This window comes from Streptomyces sp. NPDC049627 (assembly GCF_044465645.1).
Lineage (GTDB): Bacteria > Actinomycetota > Actinomycetes > Streptomycetales > Streptomycetaceae > Streptomyces.
The window spans coordinates 372,151-388,783 of sequence record NZ_JBITLW010000007.1 but is presented as its reverse complement, the minus strand read 5'-3'; the positions used below and the strand labels follow the sequence as shown (position 1 = coordinate 388,783).

Annotated in this window: 11 protein-coding genes; 3 read left to right on the top strand and 8 right to left on the bottom strand. The window is 72.7% G+C overall.

The features are described from left to right. Nucleotides 1-74 precede the first annotated feature (74 nt). On the top strand, nt 75-1,877 hold the full coding sequence (locus ACIBU0_RS21390; RefSeq protein ID WP_398820526.1) for a protein kinase: 1,803 nt from the start codon (nt 75-77) through the stop codon (nt 1,875-1,877). Nucleotides 1,878-1,898: 21 nt separating this feature from the next. On the opposite strand, the gene purH is transcribed toward ACIBU0_RS21390, so the two are convergent. Both purH and purN read right to left on the bottom strand, forming a co-directional pair. Continuing rightward, entirely contained in the window at nt 1,899-3,470 is a 1,572-nt protein-coding gene (purH, locus tag ACIBU0_RS21385; RefSeq protein ID WP_398820523.1) for a bifunctional phosphoribosylaminoimidazolecarboxamide formyltransferase/IMP cyclohydrolase, read from the bottom strand. Beyond that, entirely contained in the window at nt 3,467-4,105 is a 639-nt protein-coding gene (purN, locus tag ACIBU0_RS21380; protein WP_398820520.1) for a phosphoribosylglycinamide formyltransferase, read from the bottom strand. Before purN ends, purH begins: the two co-directional genes overlap by 4 nt. A gap of 278 nt (nt 4,106-4,383) precedes the next feature. Between purN and ACIBU0_RS21375 the strand changes: the two genes are divergently transcribed. Beyond that, the gene (locus ACIBU0_RS21375; RefSeq protein WP_398820517.1) at nt 4,384-5,202 is read left to right on the top strand and encodes a hypothetical protein; all 819 of its coding nucleotides are present in this window, start codon (nt 4,384-4,386) and stop codon (nt 5,200-5,202) included. A 249-nt stretch (nt 5,203-5,451) separates the two neighbouring features. On the opposite strand, the gene ACIBU0_RS21370 is transcribed toward ACIBU0_RS21375, so the two are convergent. After that, nucleotides 5,452-7,587: a DUF6350 family protein gene (locus ACIBU0_RS21370; protein ID WP_398820514.1), complete on the bottom strand. Its 2,136-nt coding sequence runs from the start codon at nt 7,585-7,587 to the stop codon at nt 5,452-5,454. A gap of 96 nt (nt 7,588-7,683) precedes the next feature. On the opposite strand from ACIBU0_RS21370, the gene ACIBU0_RS21365 reads away from it, so the two are divergent. Beyond that, a complete protein-coding gene (locus ACIBU0_RS21365; RefSeq protein ID WP_398820512.1) occupies nt 7,684-8,745 on the top strand; it encodes a helix-turn-helix domain-containing protein in 1,062 nt (353 codons plus the stop codon). 240 nt (nt 8,746-8,985) lie between these two features. Here the strand turns inward: ACIBU0_RS21365 and sucD are convergent, their stop codons facing one another. The 5 genes from sucD to ACIBU0_RS21340 form a co-directional block, all read right to left on the bottom strand. Beyond that, the gene (gene sucD / locus ACIBU0_RS21360) at nt 8,986-9,870 is read right to left on the bottom strand and encodes a succinate--CoA ligase subunit alpha (protein ID WP_398820509.1); all 885 of its coding nucleotides are present in this window, start codon (nt 9,868-9,870) and stop codon (nt 8,986-8,988) included. A gap of 27 nt (nt 9,871-9,897) precedes the next feature. Then, the gene (gene sucC / locus ACIBU0_RS21355) at nt 9,898-11,079 is read right to left on the bottom strand and encodes an ADP-forming succinate--CoA ligase subunit beta (protein ID WP_398820506.1); all 1,182 of its coding nucleotides are present in this window, start codon (nt 11,077-11,079) and stop codon (nt 9,898-9,900) included. Between the two features lie 507 nt (nt 11,080-11,586). Then, nucleotides 11,587-13,767 carry a hypothetical protein gene (locus ACIBU0_RS21350; RefSeq protein WP_398820503.1) on the bottom strand — a complete coding sequence of 727 codons (2,181 nt, stop codon included), beginning with the start codon at nt 13,765-13,767 and terminating at the stop codon, nt 11,587-11,589. 275 nt (nt 13,768-14,042) lie between these two features. Beyond that, the gene (locus ACIBU0_RS21345; protein WP_398820501.1) at nt 14,043-15,074 is read right to left on the bottom strand and encodes a hypothetical protein; all 1,032 of its coding nucleotides are present in this window, start codon (nt 15,072-15,074) and stop codon (nt 14,043-14,045) included. 284 nt (nt 15,075-15,358) lie between these two features. Further along, nucleotides 15,359-16,543, bottom strand: a complete 1,185-nt coding sequence (locus ACIBU0_RS21340) for a VWA domain-containing protein (protein ID WP_398820498.1) — start codon at nt 16,541-16,543, stop codon at nt 15,359-15,361. Between the last annotated feature and the right edge of the window lie 90 nt (nt 16,544-16,633).

The following is a 16,633-nucleotide window of genomic DNA, read 5'->3' as shown; positions in this document are numbered from 1 at the left end:
GGGACGATAGCCTCTCATCAGTCAACTGGCGCGACCTGAGAGCAGGTTGCGAGAAGGAGCAGGTCGGGGGACCCATGTCAGACCACCAGCCGATGCCGCCGGATGCCTCGGCGTCCGGGGACGCCGCACTGCGGCAGGCGGGGGCGAGCCCGTTGCGGCCCACGGACCCGCCGCGAATCGGCCCCTACATACCGCTCGGCCTCCTCGGCAGCGGCGGCATGGGGCATGTCTACCTCGCACGCCCCGCCGACAGCACTCCCGGCCTCGCCGCCGTCAAGGTGATCCGCCCGGAGTACGCCGAGGACGCCCGGTTCCGGCGGCGTTTCGAGCGGGAGGCCGCCGTGCACGCCCAGGTGCACACGCCGCGCACACCGGACCTGCTCGGCACCGGGTTCGACGACTCGCTGCTGTGGATGGCGACGCAGTACCTGCCCGGCCTCAACCTCGCCGACGCCGTCCGCGAGTGCGGTGCGCTCGGGGCCGCCGGGGTGTGGCGACTGGTGGCGGAGCTCGGGCAGGCCCTGTCGGCGCTGGCCGCCGCCGGCGTCGTCCACCGGGATCTCAAGCCGTCCAACGTGATCCTGTCCCTGCAGGGCGCGTACGTCATCGACTTCGGCATCGCGCAGCTCGCCGACAGCAGCGCGATCACCTCCACGGGCAGCCGCGTCGGCACGCCCGCCTTCATGGCGCCCGAGTATCTGCGCGAGGGGAGCTGCGACACCGCCTCCGACGTCTTCTCGCTCGCGGGAAGCCTGATCTACGCCGCCACCGGGCACGCCCCGTTCGGCGACGGTACGGGCGTCGACGTGATGCACCGGGTCGCGTTCGAGGAGCCCAAGCCGGAGGTCATGGCCGAACTCTCCGCCGTGGACCCCGCGCTGGCCGCGCTGCTGTCCGCCTGCCTCGCCAAGGACCCCGCCGGGCGCCCCACCCCGCGGCAGCTCCTCGAGGCCGCCACGGCCTCCGGTCACAGCCGCGGGACCTCCTGGCACGAGCCGCTGGACGCCCGACTGCTCGCCCGACGGCAGGCGTGCGACGTACTGGAACAGGTCTCCGTCCAGGAGACGGTCCAGCTGCGTGCGCCGACGGGGCGCGGGGCGTTCCCCGCTCACGACCCCGGCCCCGCTTCCGGGCCTCCTACGCCGCAGATGCCGTCCGGGCAGTACGGCACCCCCGCGCAGACCCCGGTCCCCGAGGGCGGGGTCAGCCGCAGGAAGCGGAAGGCGTACCTCTCCGTGGCCGCAGGCCTCGCTGTGTGTGCCGTGGCCGCGGGCGCCTTCTTCCTCACCCGCCCGTCCTTCGACGAGACGGCCTCGGCGGCCCCGACGGCGGCCGACAGCGCAACGGCCCGCGACGCGCAGGCCTCTCCCCTCCCCAGTTCGTCCACGTCGCCCTCCGGCGCCAAGGACAAGGAGAAGGAGAAGGAGCGGAAGGACAAGGCCACGCCGGGGACGGAGCAGGCCGGGGCGTCGCAGAGCCCGACCGCGACGGGCGGCGGTGCGGGCGGGTCCCAGGCCAAGCCCGGCGACGAGGCCTCCGAACCGTCCGACGGCAACGGAAGCGGGGGCGGCGGGGCCAGCACCCCGACCGCCACCCCCGCCAAGACGGCCACCACGCCCGCCACCCCGCCCTGGATCTCCCAGTGCACGTATTACTCCGGCACCGAGCTCACCGACTACGGCGACAAGGGCCAACGCGTCGTCCAGGTGCAGTGCATGCTCACCCGGCGCGGCTACAGCGTGGGCAGTTCGGGCGTGGACGGTGAGTTCGGCAGGGCCACCGAGTCCGCGGTCAAGCAGTTCCAGAGCGCCAAGGGGCTTGAGGTCGACGGTCAGGTGGGCCCCAACACCTGGGCGGCGCTGCGCAGTTCGACGTAGCGCCGCCAGGTTGGCGTTCTGTCAGTGGAAGAAGTGCCGCGTGCCCGTGAAGTACATCGTCACGCCGGCCTTCTTCGCGGCCTCGACGACCAGCTCGTCACGGACCGAACCGCCGGGCTGGACCACGGCCTTGACGCCGGCCGCGGTGAGGATCTCCAGGCCGTCCGGGAAGGGGAAGAACGCGTCCGAGGCGGCGTACGAGCCCTGCGCGCGCTCGGCGCCGGCACGCTCCACGGCGAGCTTCGCGGAGTCGACCCGGTTGACCTGACCCATGCCGACGCCGACCGAGGCACCGTCCTTGGCGAGCAGGATGGCGTTGGACTTGACGGCCCGGCAGGCCTTCCAGGCGAAGGCGAGCTCCGCCAGCTCCTCGGCGGACAGCGCCTCACCCGTGGCGAGGGTCCAGCCCGCGGGGTCGTCGCCGTCGGCCTGGAGGCGGTCGGTGACCTGGAGGAGGACGCCACCGTCGACGGGCTTGACCTCGACGGGGTTGCCGGGGCCCTCGGGGCAGCGCAGCACGCGGATGTTCTTCTTCTTGGTGAGGGCCTCCAGCGCGCCGTCCTCGTAGTCGGGCGCGACGATGACCTCGGTGAAGATCTCGGCGACCTGCTCGGCCATCTCCTTGCTGACCGGCCGGTTGACGGCGATCACACCGCCGAACGCCGACAGCGGGTCACACGCGTGTGCCTTGCGGTGGGCCTCGGCGACGTCCGCGCCGATCGCGATGCCGCAGGGGTTGGCGTGCTTGATGATCGCGACGCAGGGCTCGGTGTGGTCGTACGCGGCACGGCGGGCGGCGTCCGTGTCCGTGTAGTTGTTGTACGACATCTCCTTGCCGTGCAGCTGCTCGGCCTTGGCGAGGCCACCACCACTGGCGTCGACGTAGAGGGCGGCGGGCTGGTGCGGGTTCTCGCCGTACCGGAGGGTGTTCTCGCGCTCCCAGGTGGCGCCGAGGAAGTCCGGGAACTGCGACTCGTCGACGGGGGCGTAGGAGGAGGCGAACCAGCTCGCGACGGTCACGTCGTACGCCGCCGTGTGCTGGAAGGCCTCGGCCGCGAGGCGCTTGCGGGTGGCGAGGTCGAAGCCGCCGTTCTGCACGGCCGCCAGCACGTCGGCGTACCGGGCCGGGCTGGTGACGACCGCGACGGACGGGTGGTTCTTGGCGGCGGCACGCACCATCGACGGGCCGCCGATGTCGATCTGCTCGACGCACTCGTCGGGAGAGGCCCCGGACGCGACGGTCTCCCGGAACGGGTAGAGGTTGACGACGACGAGGTCGAACGGCTCGACGCCCAGCTCGGCCAGCTGCCGCTGGTGGTCCTCCAGGCGCAGGTCGGCGAGGATGCCCGCGTGCACGCGCGGGTGCAGCGTCTTGACGCGGCCGTCCAGGCACTCGGGGAAGCCGGTGAGCTCCTCGACCTTGGTGACGGGGACGCCCGCGGCGGCGATACGGCCCGCGGTGGACCCGGTGGAGACAAGCTCCACGCCCGCCTCGTGCAGCCCGCGCGCGAGGTCTTCGAGGCCGGTTTTGTCGTAGACGCTGACGAGCGCGCGACGGATGGCCCGCTTGTTGCTCTCGGCGGTGGCGGTCACTGGATAACTACCTTTCGTCCCTCAATGCGATAGCCGTTGCGGGCGAGCCGCCCCACGACCTCGACGAGCAGCCTTCGCTCGACTTCCTTGATGCGCTCGTGCAGAGCGCTCTCGTCGTCCTCGTCCCGGACCTCGACCACGCCCTGGGCGATGATCGGTCCGGTGTCGACGCCGTCGTCGACGAAGTGGACGGTGCAGCCGGTGACCTTGGCGCCGTACGCGAGGGCGTCACGGACGCCGTGGGCACCGGGAAAACTGGGGAGCAGAGCCGGGTGGGTATTGACGAACCGCCCGCCGAACCGAGCCAGGAATTCCTTCCCCACGATCTTCATGAACCCGGCGGAGACGACGAGGTCGGGTTCGTACGCGGCGACGGTCTCCGCCAGGGCCGCGTCCCACTCGTCCCGGCTGCCGTACTCCTTGACCTTCCGCACGAAGACCGGCAGCCCGGCCCGCTCGGCCCGCGCGAGCCCCTCGATGTTCTCGCGGTCGGCTCCGACGGCCACGATCTCCGCGCCGTACGCCTCGGGGCCGACGGCGGCGATCTCGTCGAGGAGCGCCTGCAGATTGGTGCCGGATCCGGAGACCAGCACGACGAGGCGCTTGACACGCTCGGCCACGGGCTTGGCGGCCACGGTGGGGCCCTTTCTCGGGGGTGCGTTTGTACGGTCGTACGAATGCTTCGCGCCCCGGGATACGGGGAAGTCTACGAAGCGGCCGACCGTCAGCAACGATACCGGCACTTCGGGCGGCCCCCTCGGGACGGGGGCGTGACCGGGAGGTAGCGTCTGGTGGGGCGGACTCGGGAACGCGGTCGGCGTGCGGCACGTTCTCGAAGTGACAGTTCATGCCGGACAGCCGTATCAGCCGTTTCACCAATCAGCCGTTTCACCAAGGGGAAGACGCTCACTTGATGCCGGACCGCAGCCTGCGACTCCACATGCTCCCCCCGCAGCCTGTGCAGGGAGGGGAGCACAGCGGCATGCTGCTGCGGGAGCGCCCTGCCTCACCGCCCGACGCACCCTCCGGCGGGCAGCACGGCGACGAGCGGGGCGGCGACGGCCGGCCTCAGGGCGACCGGGGTCGCGGCGGCCGGCCGCGCGAGGACAACCCCTTCGCACCGCCGCCCGAGGGCACACCGGACCGCCCGTGGCAGCCTCGGCGCCCCTCCGGCGAGGACGGCGCGCAGGGGTCGGGTGAGGGCGGCGGCCACTCGCCCTGGGGCAGCCAGTGGAGCGACCGCCAGCCGGGCCGCTCGCCCGGCGGTTTCGGCGACCGCCCCCGCGGCGGCCAGGACGGCCCCGGCTCAGGCGGCCCCGGCACCGGCCCGCGCTGGGACCCCACCGACCCCGCCCAGCGCCGCGCGCGCTACGCCCTGCTGTCCGGCATGTGGGCCTTCTTCTTCGCCCTCTTCAGCTGGCCGTACGTGGCCCTGCTGCTGGGCGCGCTCGCCCTCTACTGGGGCACCAGCAGCCTCCGCACCAAGCCCCGCACCCCCGACCCCGACACCCCCGCCCCCCAGCCCACGGGCCGCCCCCAGACAACAGCAGCGGTGAGCGGCCTCGTCACAGCGTCCCTCGCCCTCGCGGTGGTGGCCGCCGGGTTCACGGCGCAGGTGGTGTACAGCGACTACTACACCTGCACGAACGATGCGCTGACCAACGAGGCGAAGCAGTCGTGCAATGAGCTTTTGCCGGAGGAGTTGCGGGGGGTTTTGGGGAATGGGGACTGAGTTGCGGGGGCCTGGGGAACGGGGCTGAGTCGTCCTAGCCCTCCGGTCCGGCGGTCACTTCCCAGGGCCGGGCGGCTTCTGCAGCCCGTCCGGCGTTTGAGGACGAGGCCCCTTAAGGGCCGAAGCGGGGGTCTGGGGGCCGCAGGCCCCCAGGGACCGGGGTCGAAGGGGCAGCGCCCCTGGAGGATGGGACGGGTAGGGGCGGCGGGGGCGAGAAACTTCGGCGGTGCGCCCCGGGCCTCCCGTCGGTCACTGCTGCGTCGCCGTGTCCTCAGAGGCGGCGTCCACAGGCGGATCCGGCTCCTCAAGGGCATCGGACGCGTCCGAGTCCTCAAGGGCATCCGATGAATCCGCGCCTCCCACGGCGGCCGACAGCTCCGGAGCCCCAACGGCATCCGCCGGCTCGGTCGCCTCCGCCGGCTCCGTCGCGTCCTTCATCGCCGCCCAGCCCACCGCCCGCGAGGCGTCGTCATGCCAGGGCGAGGGCGGCGGCTCCGGCGACGGCTCGCTGGACGGGAAGTCGTACGGCTCGAACGTGGTGTCGTGGTCGTACTCCACATACGGGATTTCCTCGTCGCGCGCCTCGTTCAAGGTCTCAGGTTCACCCTTCGCGGACCGAACGGGCGGATCGTCCCCCTGAGACGGAACAGCCTGCCCATGCCCATGCCCATGCCCATGCCCATGCCCAGGCCCCTGCCCTTGCCCCTGCTCCACCACCAGGTACGGCTCCTCCTGGTCGTAAAGCATGCGCCCCGCCCCTGCCCCCGCGCCCTCCCCCTCCTCCGACTCCGCCGCCCGAGACCACCACCGGCCCACCACCGGCAACCGCTCCCGCAACCGGCGCCCACCGACACTTCCCGAACCGCCGGCACCGCTCTCCCCGGACGCCTCCACCCGAGGTCCACCGATCCCGACCCGCGCCCCCGGCGTCTCACTCACCGGCCCCGCCGCCACGCCCCGCCCCGCCCGGCACCGCCACGCCCGCACCACCACGGCCACCGGAACCGCCGTCACCAGGACCCACCCCAGCGTCGCCGCCCCCACCTGCCACCACACCGGCCCGAACTGCGCCAGCACCCCCACCCCCAGCGGCCCACCCGACAGCACGGCCAGCACAGCGAACAGGCCCCCGCAGCACACGGCGGCCTGCGCCGCAACGCCGGCGGTCCGCCCACTCGACCAGACCACGACAGGCGCCAGCGCTTGCCCGGCCCGCCCCCTGCCCGCCGTAGCCGCTCGCCCATCCGTGGTCCGCACTCCCTCAGTCACTCCCCCACGCTGGGACGGGTCCCTCTCAGCCGCTCCCCCACCCCTGACGTCACCAACACCACAAGCCGCGACCCTCGCCACAAACCACCCCACCACCACCCCCGCCACAACCGGCACCGCCCCAACCCCCCACCGCACCGGCCCCCCATCCGCCGCCCCCGGCACCGCCTCCAGCAACGGAAGCGGCGGCAGCAACGGCGCGGGCGCCGACGACACCGGCCCCACCACATGCCCCACCCCGAGCACGAACCCCGGCCCCAGGACATACGACGCCGCCCACACCGCCGCGTTCGGCACGAGCGCCGCGCACAGCAGCAGCACCGCGAACCGCCCGGACCAGCCCTCCGTCAGCTGCAGAAAGGACGCCCGCGCCGCCGCCCCGTGCCACACCAGCGACCCGCCCACCAGCACCGCCCCACCCCCGACGAGCACCGCGACCCCGGCCCCCGCGGCCCGCCCGGCGACACCGAGCCGGGCCCGCGCCGCCACCCCGGGCACCAGCCGCCGTACCCTCCTCGGCAACGCCACCAGCACTCCCTCCACCACCTCGGGCGGCCGCCCGCACGCCGTCCACACCCCAGCCCCCGCAGCGACCGTCACGACCAGCGGCACCCACACCCCGGTCCACCACCACTCCGGCCGCAGCTCCCCCCGCGCCGCGTACAACGCGGCCGCCGCCCCGACCCCGAGGTACCCGAGCACGACGCCCGCCCACGCCGTGCGCCCCGGCACGAGCGGCTCCCCCTCACCCCCGTCCGCCGCCGCGTCCCGCGCCGCCCGGTGCACCAGCAGCACCGGCAGCACGAACAGCAGCAGCGGCGTGACGCCGACCGGCGCGGGGACGCCGGAGAGGGTGTCGGCGCGGACCAGTTCGGCGCCGTGCGCGAGCAGCCACAGCACGGCGGCGATCCGCAGCGCACCCCCAGGCCCGCTGTCCGGATACGGCGAACTGACCCACAGCACCATCACGAGCACGGCGAACACACCCAGCCCCAGCCCGGCCGCCAACGCGCCGCTCAGGAGGCTGGCGGCCAGTCCGGGCGTTCGGCCGTGCGGGCGCGAGTGCGAGGACGACGGGGGCGTTCGGCGAGCGGTCATCTCGATCACGCCCGCCATGCTCCCAACGACACGCGCTTTTCCGTCGTAACAGGCGAAGCTCCGATGTGTCGCTCAATATATGTTTATGTACTTTTTCGCACGGAAGGGCGCCCGGTGACGCAGACCCCTGCAACCCCGCTCCCCCCGCCCGAGGAACGCCGACATCTGCGTGAGGCGGCCGGATTGACGCAGGCTCAGGTCGCGACACGGGTGGGCGTCAGCCGCGAGACGGTACACGCGTGGGAGAACGGCCGTACGACACCGCGCGGCCTCAGGAAAGAGACGTACGCCCAACTGCTCCGATCCCTCACCGAAGGGACGGAGACTCAGCAGGGCCCGACGGCGGGAGAGGTGACACGAAGTCAGCAGCCGACGCGCCCCCTCACCCCCGCCCAGGCCTTCGACGCGCTCTACGCCTTCTGCGCCCCCGCCCTCGCCCGGCAGACCTACCTGCTCACCGGGCGCCGCGAACTCGCCCGTGAATCCGTCGAGCGGGCCTTCCAACTCGCCTGGCAGCGATGGCCCGAGGTGGCCCGCGACCGGGACCCGGCGGGCTGGGTGCGGGCGACGGCGTACGACTTCGCCCTCTCCCCCTGGCACCGGTTCCGCCCCCGCTACCGGCACCCCGAACCCCCGCCCGCCGACGCGTCGGACCGCGCCCTGCTGGACGTACTCCTCAAACTCCCGCCACCACAGCGCCGCGCGCTTCTCCTCTACGACGGTGTGGGCCTCGACCTGCCCGAAACGGCGGCGGAGTCGGAGGCGAGCACTCCGGCGACCGCGAAGCGCCTGCTGCACGCCCGCGCCGCGGTCGCCGACCGGCTACCGGCGCTGTCCGACCCCGCCGAACTCCACTGCCGCCTGGCCGAACTGGCCTCCGCCGAGCGTCTGCGCGCCGCCAGACCGCCGGCGGTACGCGAGGCCGGCGAACGCCGGGCCCGCTTCTGGACCCGGGCGGCGATCGCGTTCACGGTGACCCTCATCGGCACGACGGCGCTCACGCTGCGGACAGCTCCGACCCGGTACGAGCCGCCGGTGCCGCCGGGGGCGACGGTGCTCGGTGTGCCGCCGAGGGTGGCGCCGGGGCCGTTGTCGGAGAGGGAGCTTGAACTGCGGAAGAAGCTGAAGGAAGAGGCAGCGAGCGGGCCGGTGAGACTGGTCCCGGAAGCCGGCTGAGTGATGCGGCCATGCGGCGATGCGGTGATCCGCCGTTGCGACTACGGCCGTCTTCCCGCCGCGGACCCGTTGTGGCCGGTCGCGCAGTTCCCCGCGCCCCTGGGGCGTTGCAGTCATGTCGCTGGGGCGGCACGGGTGGGCGCAGGCAGCAACCGTCAGCGCGGCGAGCGACAACGCCGTGGGCCCGCCCCCACGCAGGGAACGGGCCCACCGACCTTCAGCTGAGCGCCCTTTGAAAGGTCAGCCGCCGAGAATCTCGCGCGCCAGCTTCGCCGTCTCCGTCGGCGTCTTGCCGACCTTGACGCCCGCGGCCTCCAGGGCCTCCTTCTTCGCCTGGGCCGTGCCCGACGAACCGGAGACGATGGCGCCGGCGTGACCCATGGTCTTGCCCTCCGGCGCGGTGAAGCCCGCGACGTAGCCGACGACCGGCTTGGTCACGTTGTCCTTGATGAAGGCCGCGGCCCGCTCCTCGGCGTCGCCACCGATCTCACCGATCATCACGATCAGGTCGGTGTCGGGGTCGGCCTGGAACGCGGCGAGCGCGTCGATGTGCGTGGTGCCGATGATCGGGTCACCACCGATGCCGACGGCGGTCGAGAAGCCGATGTCACGCAGCTCGTACATCATCTGGTACGTCAGCGTGCCGGACTTCGACACCAGGCCGATACGGCCCGGCTTGGTGATGTCGCCCGGGATGATGCCGACGTTCGACTGGCCCGGGGTGATGATGCCGGGGCAGTTCGGGCCGATGATGCGGGTCTTGTTGCCCTTCTTGCCGGCGTACGCCCAGAAGGACGCCGTGTCGTGCACGGCGATGCCCTCGGTGATCACGACGGCCAGCGGGATCTCGGCGTCGATGGCCTCGACGACCGCGTCCTTGGTGAACTTCTCCGGCACGAAGATGACGGAGACGTTGGCGCCGGTCTTCTCGATGGCCTCCTTGACGGTCCCGAAGACGGGTACCTCGGTGCCGTCGAAGTCCACGGTCTGACCCGCCTTGCGCGGGTTGACGCCGCCCACGACCTCGGTGCCGTCACCGAGCATGAGCTTGGTGTGCTTCATGCCCGTGGCGCCGGTCATGCCCTGGACGATGACCTTGCTGTCCTTGTTGAGCCAGATAGCCATGGTGTTTGGTGTCCTCGTCCTGAGTGCTTACTTGGCGGCGTGGGCCAGCTCGGCGGCCTTGTCGGCCGCGCCGTCCATGGTGTCGACGCGCTGCACCAGCGGGTGGTTGGCGTCGGTGAGGATCTGCCGGCCGAGCTCGGCGTTGTTGCCGTCGAGACGGACGACCAGCGGCTTGGTGACGTTCTCGCCGCGGTCCTCGAGGAGCTTCAGGGCCTGGACGATGCCGTTGGCGACCTCGTCACAGGCGGTGATGCCACCGAAGACGTTGACGAAGACGGACTTGACGTCCGGGTCGCCGAGGATGATCTCGAGGCCGTTGGCCATGACCTGGGCGGAGGCGCCACCGCCGATGTCCAGGAAGTTGGCCGGCTTGACGTTGCCGTGCTTCTCACCGGCGTACGCGACGACGTCCAGGGTCGACATGACCAGACCCGCGCCGTTGCCGATGATGCCGACCTCGCCGTCGAGCTTGACGTAGTTGAGGTTCTTCTCCTTGGCGGCGGCCTCGAGCGGGTTGGCCGCGTCCTTGTCGTGGAGCTCCTCGTACTCGGGGTGGCGGAACTCGGCGTTCTCGTCGAGCGACACCTTGCCGTCGAGGGCGATGACCTCGCCGGAGGCGACCTTCGCGAGCGGGTTGACCTCGACGAGGAGGGCGTCCGACTTGATGAAGGTGTCCCACAGCTTGATCAGGACGTTCGCGACCTTGTCGGCGACCTCGGCCGGGAACTTCGCCGCGGCCACGATCTCCTGGGCCTTGGCCTCGTCCACGCCGTCGATGGCGTCGATCGCGATCTTGGCGACGGCCTCCGGACGGGTGGCCGCCACCTCCTCGATCTCCATGCCGCCCTCGACGGAGGCGATGGAGAGGAAGGTGCGGTTGGCACGGTCGAGGAGGAAGGAGACGTAGTACTCCTCCAGGATCTCCGGGGCCGTCTCGGCGATCATCACCTTGTGGACCGTGTGGCCCTTGATGTCCATGCCGAGGATGTCGGTCGCCCGGGCGACGGCCTCGTCCGCGGTCGCGGCGAGCTTGACGCCACCGGCCTTGCCACGGCCGCCGACCTTCACCTGGGCCTTGACGACGGACTTGCCACCGAGACGCTCGGTGGCTGCGCGGGCCGCCTCAGGCGTGTCGATGACTTCACCGGCCAGCACCGGTACATCGTGCTTGGCGAAGAGGTCCCTCGCCTGGTACTCGAACAGGTCCACGCGCTTCCGTCCCTATCAGTGATCTCGCGGTTCGTTGGATGCGTGGGCGTGCCGCGAAGGGCAACGTGACGGTCCGCATGTGTCACAAGGGAGGCGCACACGGTGTCCGAGCGCGCGGCATGTCCGTCTCGCAGGTTATCGCTGCTTGCAGGAGGCCCCTAAATCGAGGGTCACACCTGAGCGGTGATACCTGTCACATGATGCCGCGATCAGCAAAGATCTCTGGCACGGCGTGCCGACTGTGAGGAAACGGGAACACGACGGAGCACAAAGCGGAAGGACCTCACCGGGCTGGGGTTGACCCGGTGAGGTCCTCTGAGCAGCCCGAAGGGGCACGAATGGGCCGCCCCTGTGGGCTGTCGGCCGGGTGATCCCCACCCCAATGGGGATCACCCGGCCGTTCCGCGGGGTTCCGGTCGGAACAGCCGACGGCTTTCGGCCGTCCGGGGCGTCTGCCCCGCGGAGTCGGTCGGCCGGGTCACATGAGCGACCCGGGTGTCACGGGGATCAGACGCCGTACGGGTTGCCGTAGTGCAGGTCCTGTGCGGCGTGAGCGGTCTGGGCGGTCTGGGCGGCCTGGACGTCCTGCGCGTAGCCCGGGGTGGCCGAGTGGGCCACGCCGTGCACGCCCGTGACGGCGTTGCCGGCCAGCGGGCCGGCCGAGTGCTGGACCGTGCCGGTCAGGTCCCCGGCGAAGGGCGCGACCTGGCCCGCGACGCCGTGGGCGAAGGGGTCGGCCTCGCCGACCACCCCGCCCGCGAAGGGCTGCACATCGCCGACGACGCCGTACGCCAGCGTCGTGGCGCTGCCGCCGACGCCCTGCACGGCCGGCTGGACGGTGTCCATGACCGTGTCGACGACGGGATGCACGGTGCCCGTGACGCCGTACGCGAACGGCTGCACGTGAGCGGCGGCACCCTCGGCGAAGGGGACGGCCGGCCCGGCCACCCCGTGCACGAAGGGGTCGACCTCGCCGACGACGCCGCCTGCGAAGGGCCGGACGTCGCCGGTCACGCCGTACGCCAGCGCACCCGCGTCCGCGACGGCCTGCCCGGCGACCGGCACGACGCCGTGCACGGCGGTGCCGGCGACGGGCGGCAGGACCGTGCCGGTGCCGTCCGCGGCGACCTGGCCGACGAGACCGGTGGCGTACGGGGGTACGTCCGCGGCGACGCCCTGAGCGACCGGCTGCACGTCGGCGACGGCACCGTAGGCGACGGGCCGGACGTCGGCGACGGTGCCGTGAGCGAGGTCCTGGACATCGCCGACCGCGCCGTGTGCCACCGGCTGCACGCCCTGCACGACCCCGCCGACGACCGGCTGGACCCCCTGGACGGCACCGGCGGCGACCGGCTGCACGCCCGCGACGGCGCCGGTGGCCACGGGCTGGACGTCGGCCACGACGCCGTACGCCAGCGCGGTCGCGGCGTCGACGGTGTGACCGGCGGTCTGGGCGACCCCAGCCACGGCGCCCCGGGCGACCGGCACCACACCGGCCACCGCCTGGCCGACGACCGGCTGCACGCCGGCCACCGCGCCGCCGGCCACCGGCTGGACGCCGGCCACCGCGTTACCGGCGACCGGGGTCACCCCGGCCACGGCGTGGGTGGCGGCGGGGGCCACACCGGCGACGGCGTGCTGGGCGGCCGGGACGACGCCCGCGACGACGTGCCCGGCCACGGGCACCACGCCGCGCACGGCCTCGGTGGCGATCGGCGGGACGACCACGTCGGCGGTCTGCTCGACGACCGGGGTGACGGTGCCGGGGACGGTGCTGACCGTGCCGACGACCTTCTGCTGCACGCCGCCGACGGTGCCGGTGACGTGGCCGGGGACGGCGGAGACGGAGGCCTCGGCGGCCGTCCTGGCCGCGGTGGCCCTGCCGGTGGCGGTGGACCGCGCGTCCGCTGCCGTGGCGGTGGCCGTGCCCTGGACGTGGGTGACGGCGGCGTGGGCGACGTCCTGCACGCCCGCGCCGGTGCGGCCCGCGCCCGCGACGGCGTACTGCGCCTTCGTCCGGACGACGCCCTCGACGCCCTGCGCCTGCGAACGCGCCGCCGCCTGGGTGCCCTGCAGCTTCGTCTGGGCGGCGGCGAGCGCCTGCTCCAGCTCGGGGGCGAAGGCGGCGAGGGGGCCGAAGAGGTAGTCGATGGCGTCGGGGAGGTGCGGGGCGTCCTGGTCCCTGACGTCGCCGGCGATGTCGGCGGCGCCCTCGGAGACCTGGGCCTGGGCCTGCCCGGCGGCCTTCAGCGCCGCCTTGTCCGCGCGGGCGGCCTTGGCGCCCTGGATGACCTGGGCTGCGCCCTTGGCCTTGGCGGCCTTGGCGGCGGACGGCACCGCGACCTCGGCGTCGACGTAACGGCGGGCCTGGTCGGCGGTGCTCACCGGAGCCGTACCGGCCGTGTCGGTGACCGTGCCGGTGGTGCCGTCGGTGACACCGGAGACGGTGCCCGTCACGTCGGAGACGACGCCGTCGACGGTGTCGGTGACCACGCCGAGCAGGCCGGTGGCGTCGTTGCTGTCGGCCGTGGCGGTCGCGTCAGTCGCGTCGGTCGCGTCGGTGGTCGTGTCGGGTATGGAGAGGGTGGAGGCGGGCAACTCGTCCGCGCTGGCGACGGTCGAGCCGAGCGCCCAGGCGCCGGTGACACCGGCGGCTATGACGATCGAACGGCGGATGTTCTTGTTCATGCGTGCGTCGGATCCCTAGATCTCGGGGCTCCGAAGGCCCCCGGAGAAACGGATTCGGGAAAAGCTCCGGGGCTTCGGACGGTTTTGGGGACATTCCGGCGTCCGTTCCGGTCGCGGTCCGGGGAGTTGGGGACCAGCGGGACCGGGTACGGCTCCGGCGGCTTCCGTCCGGGGGATGTCGGGGACATCCGGGAACTGGGGGGTCCGGACGGGCGGGCAGACCTGTTTCCGCCCCCGCGCGGCAGGTCTACGGCGGGGAAGGCCGGCCTGTCGGCCTAGGCGGGGGAAACCGGAATGTCCCCGTGCCGGTCCTGGATCTCGTCCGCGACGGCTTGGGCGGCGGCGCCGGGCACCAGCCGCAGCGGCGCCCGCCGGCTCAGCGAGACGGCGTGCGCGTCCCCGTGCCGCGACGTGTTGTTGTCGCCCGCCGAACGGCTGCCCAGCACACCGGCCGGGTGATCGGCGGGCGCCTGCTGGACGGGGGCGTAGATGGAACGCGCCATGCGGTGTGCGTCCCCGGCTGCCGAGTTGCCGGACGCCCCGGCACCGGCGACGACCAGCGGACCGTAGGTGCCGGAAGCCGCTGTGCCGGTACGGCCCTGGTCCTCGCGTATGCCACCAGCGGCGGGTGCCGTCGATCCCGGCCGCGGCGTCGTGGTGACGGGCGCGGGCAGGGTCTGGGCCGGGACGCCGGGGAGAGCCGGCGCTCCGGGAAAGTCAGGCGCATCGGGCAGGCCGGGGATCTCGAATCCCGGCAGGCTCGGCCAAGTCGGTGACTCCGGCAGCACCGGCAGCGAGGGCAGCGTGGGCAATGACGACAGCGGCGGCGCCTCGGCCAGGCCCGCGGTCACCGATTCGACGACGTCCCCGACCGGCCCGAGGACGCGCTCACCGACGGTGCCCATGACGCGGTCGGTCACGGGGCGGAGGACTTGGCCGCCTCTGCTGTCGGTGTTGCCGGTGTCGTCGGAGTTCCCGGTGTCGTCTGTGCCGGCGGTGTTGTCGGCGTCGGACGCTCCGTCGGTGGGCTGCGTGGCCGACGCGCTGAGGGCCGGGGCGCTCGAGACCGGCGGCTGTGAAGTCACCGGGTCGGCCGGGGCTTGCGGTCCGGGCTCGCCGGGAGGCGGCGTGCCGGCCTCGGTCGCGTCGGTCACCAACCGCTCGACCGTCGAAGTGCCCGAGTCCACCGACACCCCGTCCGCCGCATACGCCTGCTCCCCGCAGAGGAACCCGAGCGCGAACAGACCGCCCACCAGCAACCCCACCTGCAGCGCACGCCGTCCGGCCGCCGTGCGCAGGACGCGCACAGCGGCTAGCGGCAAGGCGGCTGGCCAGGTCAAGGCGAGGCGGGTCCTCCCGTGCGGCGGAACGAAGTACACGCGACGAGCAACGAGTCGGCGCGACGCGGTACGGACAAGCGGGGCGCGGCGCACCGCTGAAGAGGCGTCGATCCTCGCACGCCCCTCCCGAGGTCGCGCAAGCCCCCCGTTACCGATGGGTAGTCATGTCCGTTTTGCTGGCCCAAGTCGGTCGTCACCAGGTCGACAAATCACCAGCAGATCCACGGCCTTGCCCGCCTCACTCCTCCCTCTCATTTCGCTTCATTTCCCCCCCGGGCGGCATCCGGCACGGGAATCGGCCGCTTCTCGATCGCCGCCGCCATGACCTCCGGGAACAGGTCGGGCGTACAGGCGAAGGCCGGTGCGCCCAGCGCCGCGAGCGCGGCCGCGTGGTCCCGGTCGTACGCAGGCGCCCCCTCGTCCGACAGCGCCAGCAACGCCACGAACTGCACCCCGGACGCCTTCATCGCGGCGACCCGCTTGAGCATCTCGTTCCGTATGCCTCCCTCGTACAGGTCGCTGATCAGCACGACCACCGTCTGCGCGGGCCGGGTGATCTGCGACTGGCAGTACGCGAGCGCCCGGTTGATGTCGGTGCCGCCCCCGAGCTGGGTGCCGAAGAGGACGTCGACCGGATCGTCGAGCTGGTCGGTGAGGTCGACGACGGATGTGTCGAAGACCACGAGCCGCGTGTTGATGGACCGCATGGAGGCCAACACGGCCCCGAACACCGACGCGTACACCACCGACGCCGCCATCGAGCCCGACTGGTCGATGCAGAGGACGACGTCCTTCTTCACGGACTGCGACGCCCGCCCGTACCCGATGAGCCGCTCCGGCACGACCGTCCGGTACTCCGGGAGGTAGTGCTTGAGGTTGGCCGCGATCGTGCGGTTCCAGTCGATGTCGTGGTGGCGCGGCCGGTTGACGCGGGCGCTGCGGTCCAGGGCGCCGGTGAGAGTGGCCCGGGTACGTGTGGCGAGCCGCTTCTCCAGGTCCTCGACGACCTTGCGCACGACGGCCCGTGCCGTCTCCTTCGTGGTGTCCGGCATCGCCCTGTTGAGCGAGAGCAGCGTGCCGACGAGGTGCACGTCCGCCTCCACCGCCTCCAGCATCTCCGGCTCCAGCAGCAGCGTGGACAGACCGAGCCGGTCGATGGCGTCCCGCTGCATGACCTGGACGACCGACGAGGGGAAGTACGTCCGGATGTCCCCGAGCCAGCGCGCGACGGACGGCGCCGACGCCCCGAGCCCCGCCGAACGGTCCTTCCCCGACTGCGCCCTGTCCCCCTTGCCGTAGAGAGCGGTGAGCGCCCCGTCCATCGCGGCGTCCCGCCCGGAGAGCGCGCACCCGGTGCCGTCGGCGTCGTCCCCGCCCAACACCATCCGCCACCGCCGCAGCCGCTCCCGCGCCGGATCCATCGCCTCGGTCGTCATCGGCACGCTCCCTCACGAGGCCGCTCCCACAACGGGATCACCGGCACGGTCGTCGACGTCGGCCGGCCTTGCGCCGGGTAGCCGTGCGAT

Bases quoted from the DNA above. Each gene is read 5' to 3' on its own strand.
- ACIBU0_RS21370 (WP_398820514.1), bottom strand. From the start codon at position 7,587: ATGGCGGGCGTGATCGAGATGACCGCTCGCCGAACGCCCCCGTCGTCC.
- ACIBU0_RS21390 (WP_398820526.1), top strand. From the start codon at position 75: ATGTCAGACCACCAGCCGATGCCGCCGGATGCCTCGGCGTCCGGGGAC.
- ACIBU0_RS21375 (WP_398820517.1), top strand. From the start codon at position 4,384: ATGCCGGACCGCAGCCTGCGACTCCACATGCTCCCCCCGCAGCCTGTG.
- ACIBU0_RS21350 (WP_398820503.1), bottom strand. From the start codon at position 13,767: ATGAACAAGAACATCCGCCGTTCGATCGTCATAGCCGCCGGTGTCACC.
- sucD (WP_398820509.1), bottom strand. From the start codon at position 9,870: ATGGCTATCTGGCTCAACAAGGACAGCAAGGTCATCGTCCAGGGCATG.
- ACIBU0_RS21340 (WP_398820498.1), bottom strand. From the start codon at position 16,543: ATGACGACCGAGGCGATGGATCCGGCGCGGGAGCGGCTGCGGCGGTGG.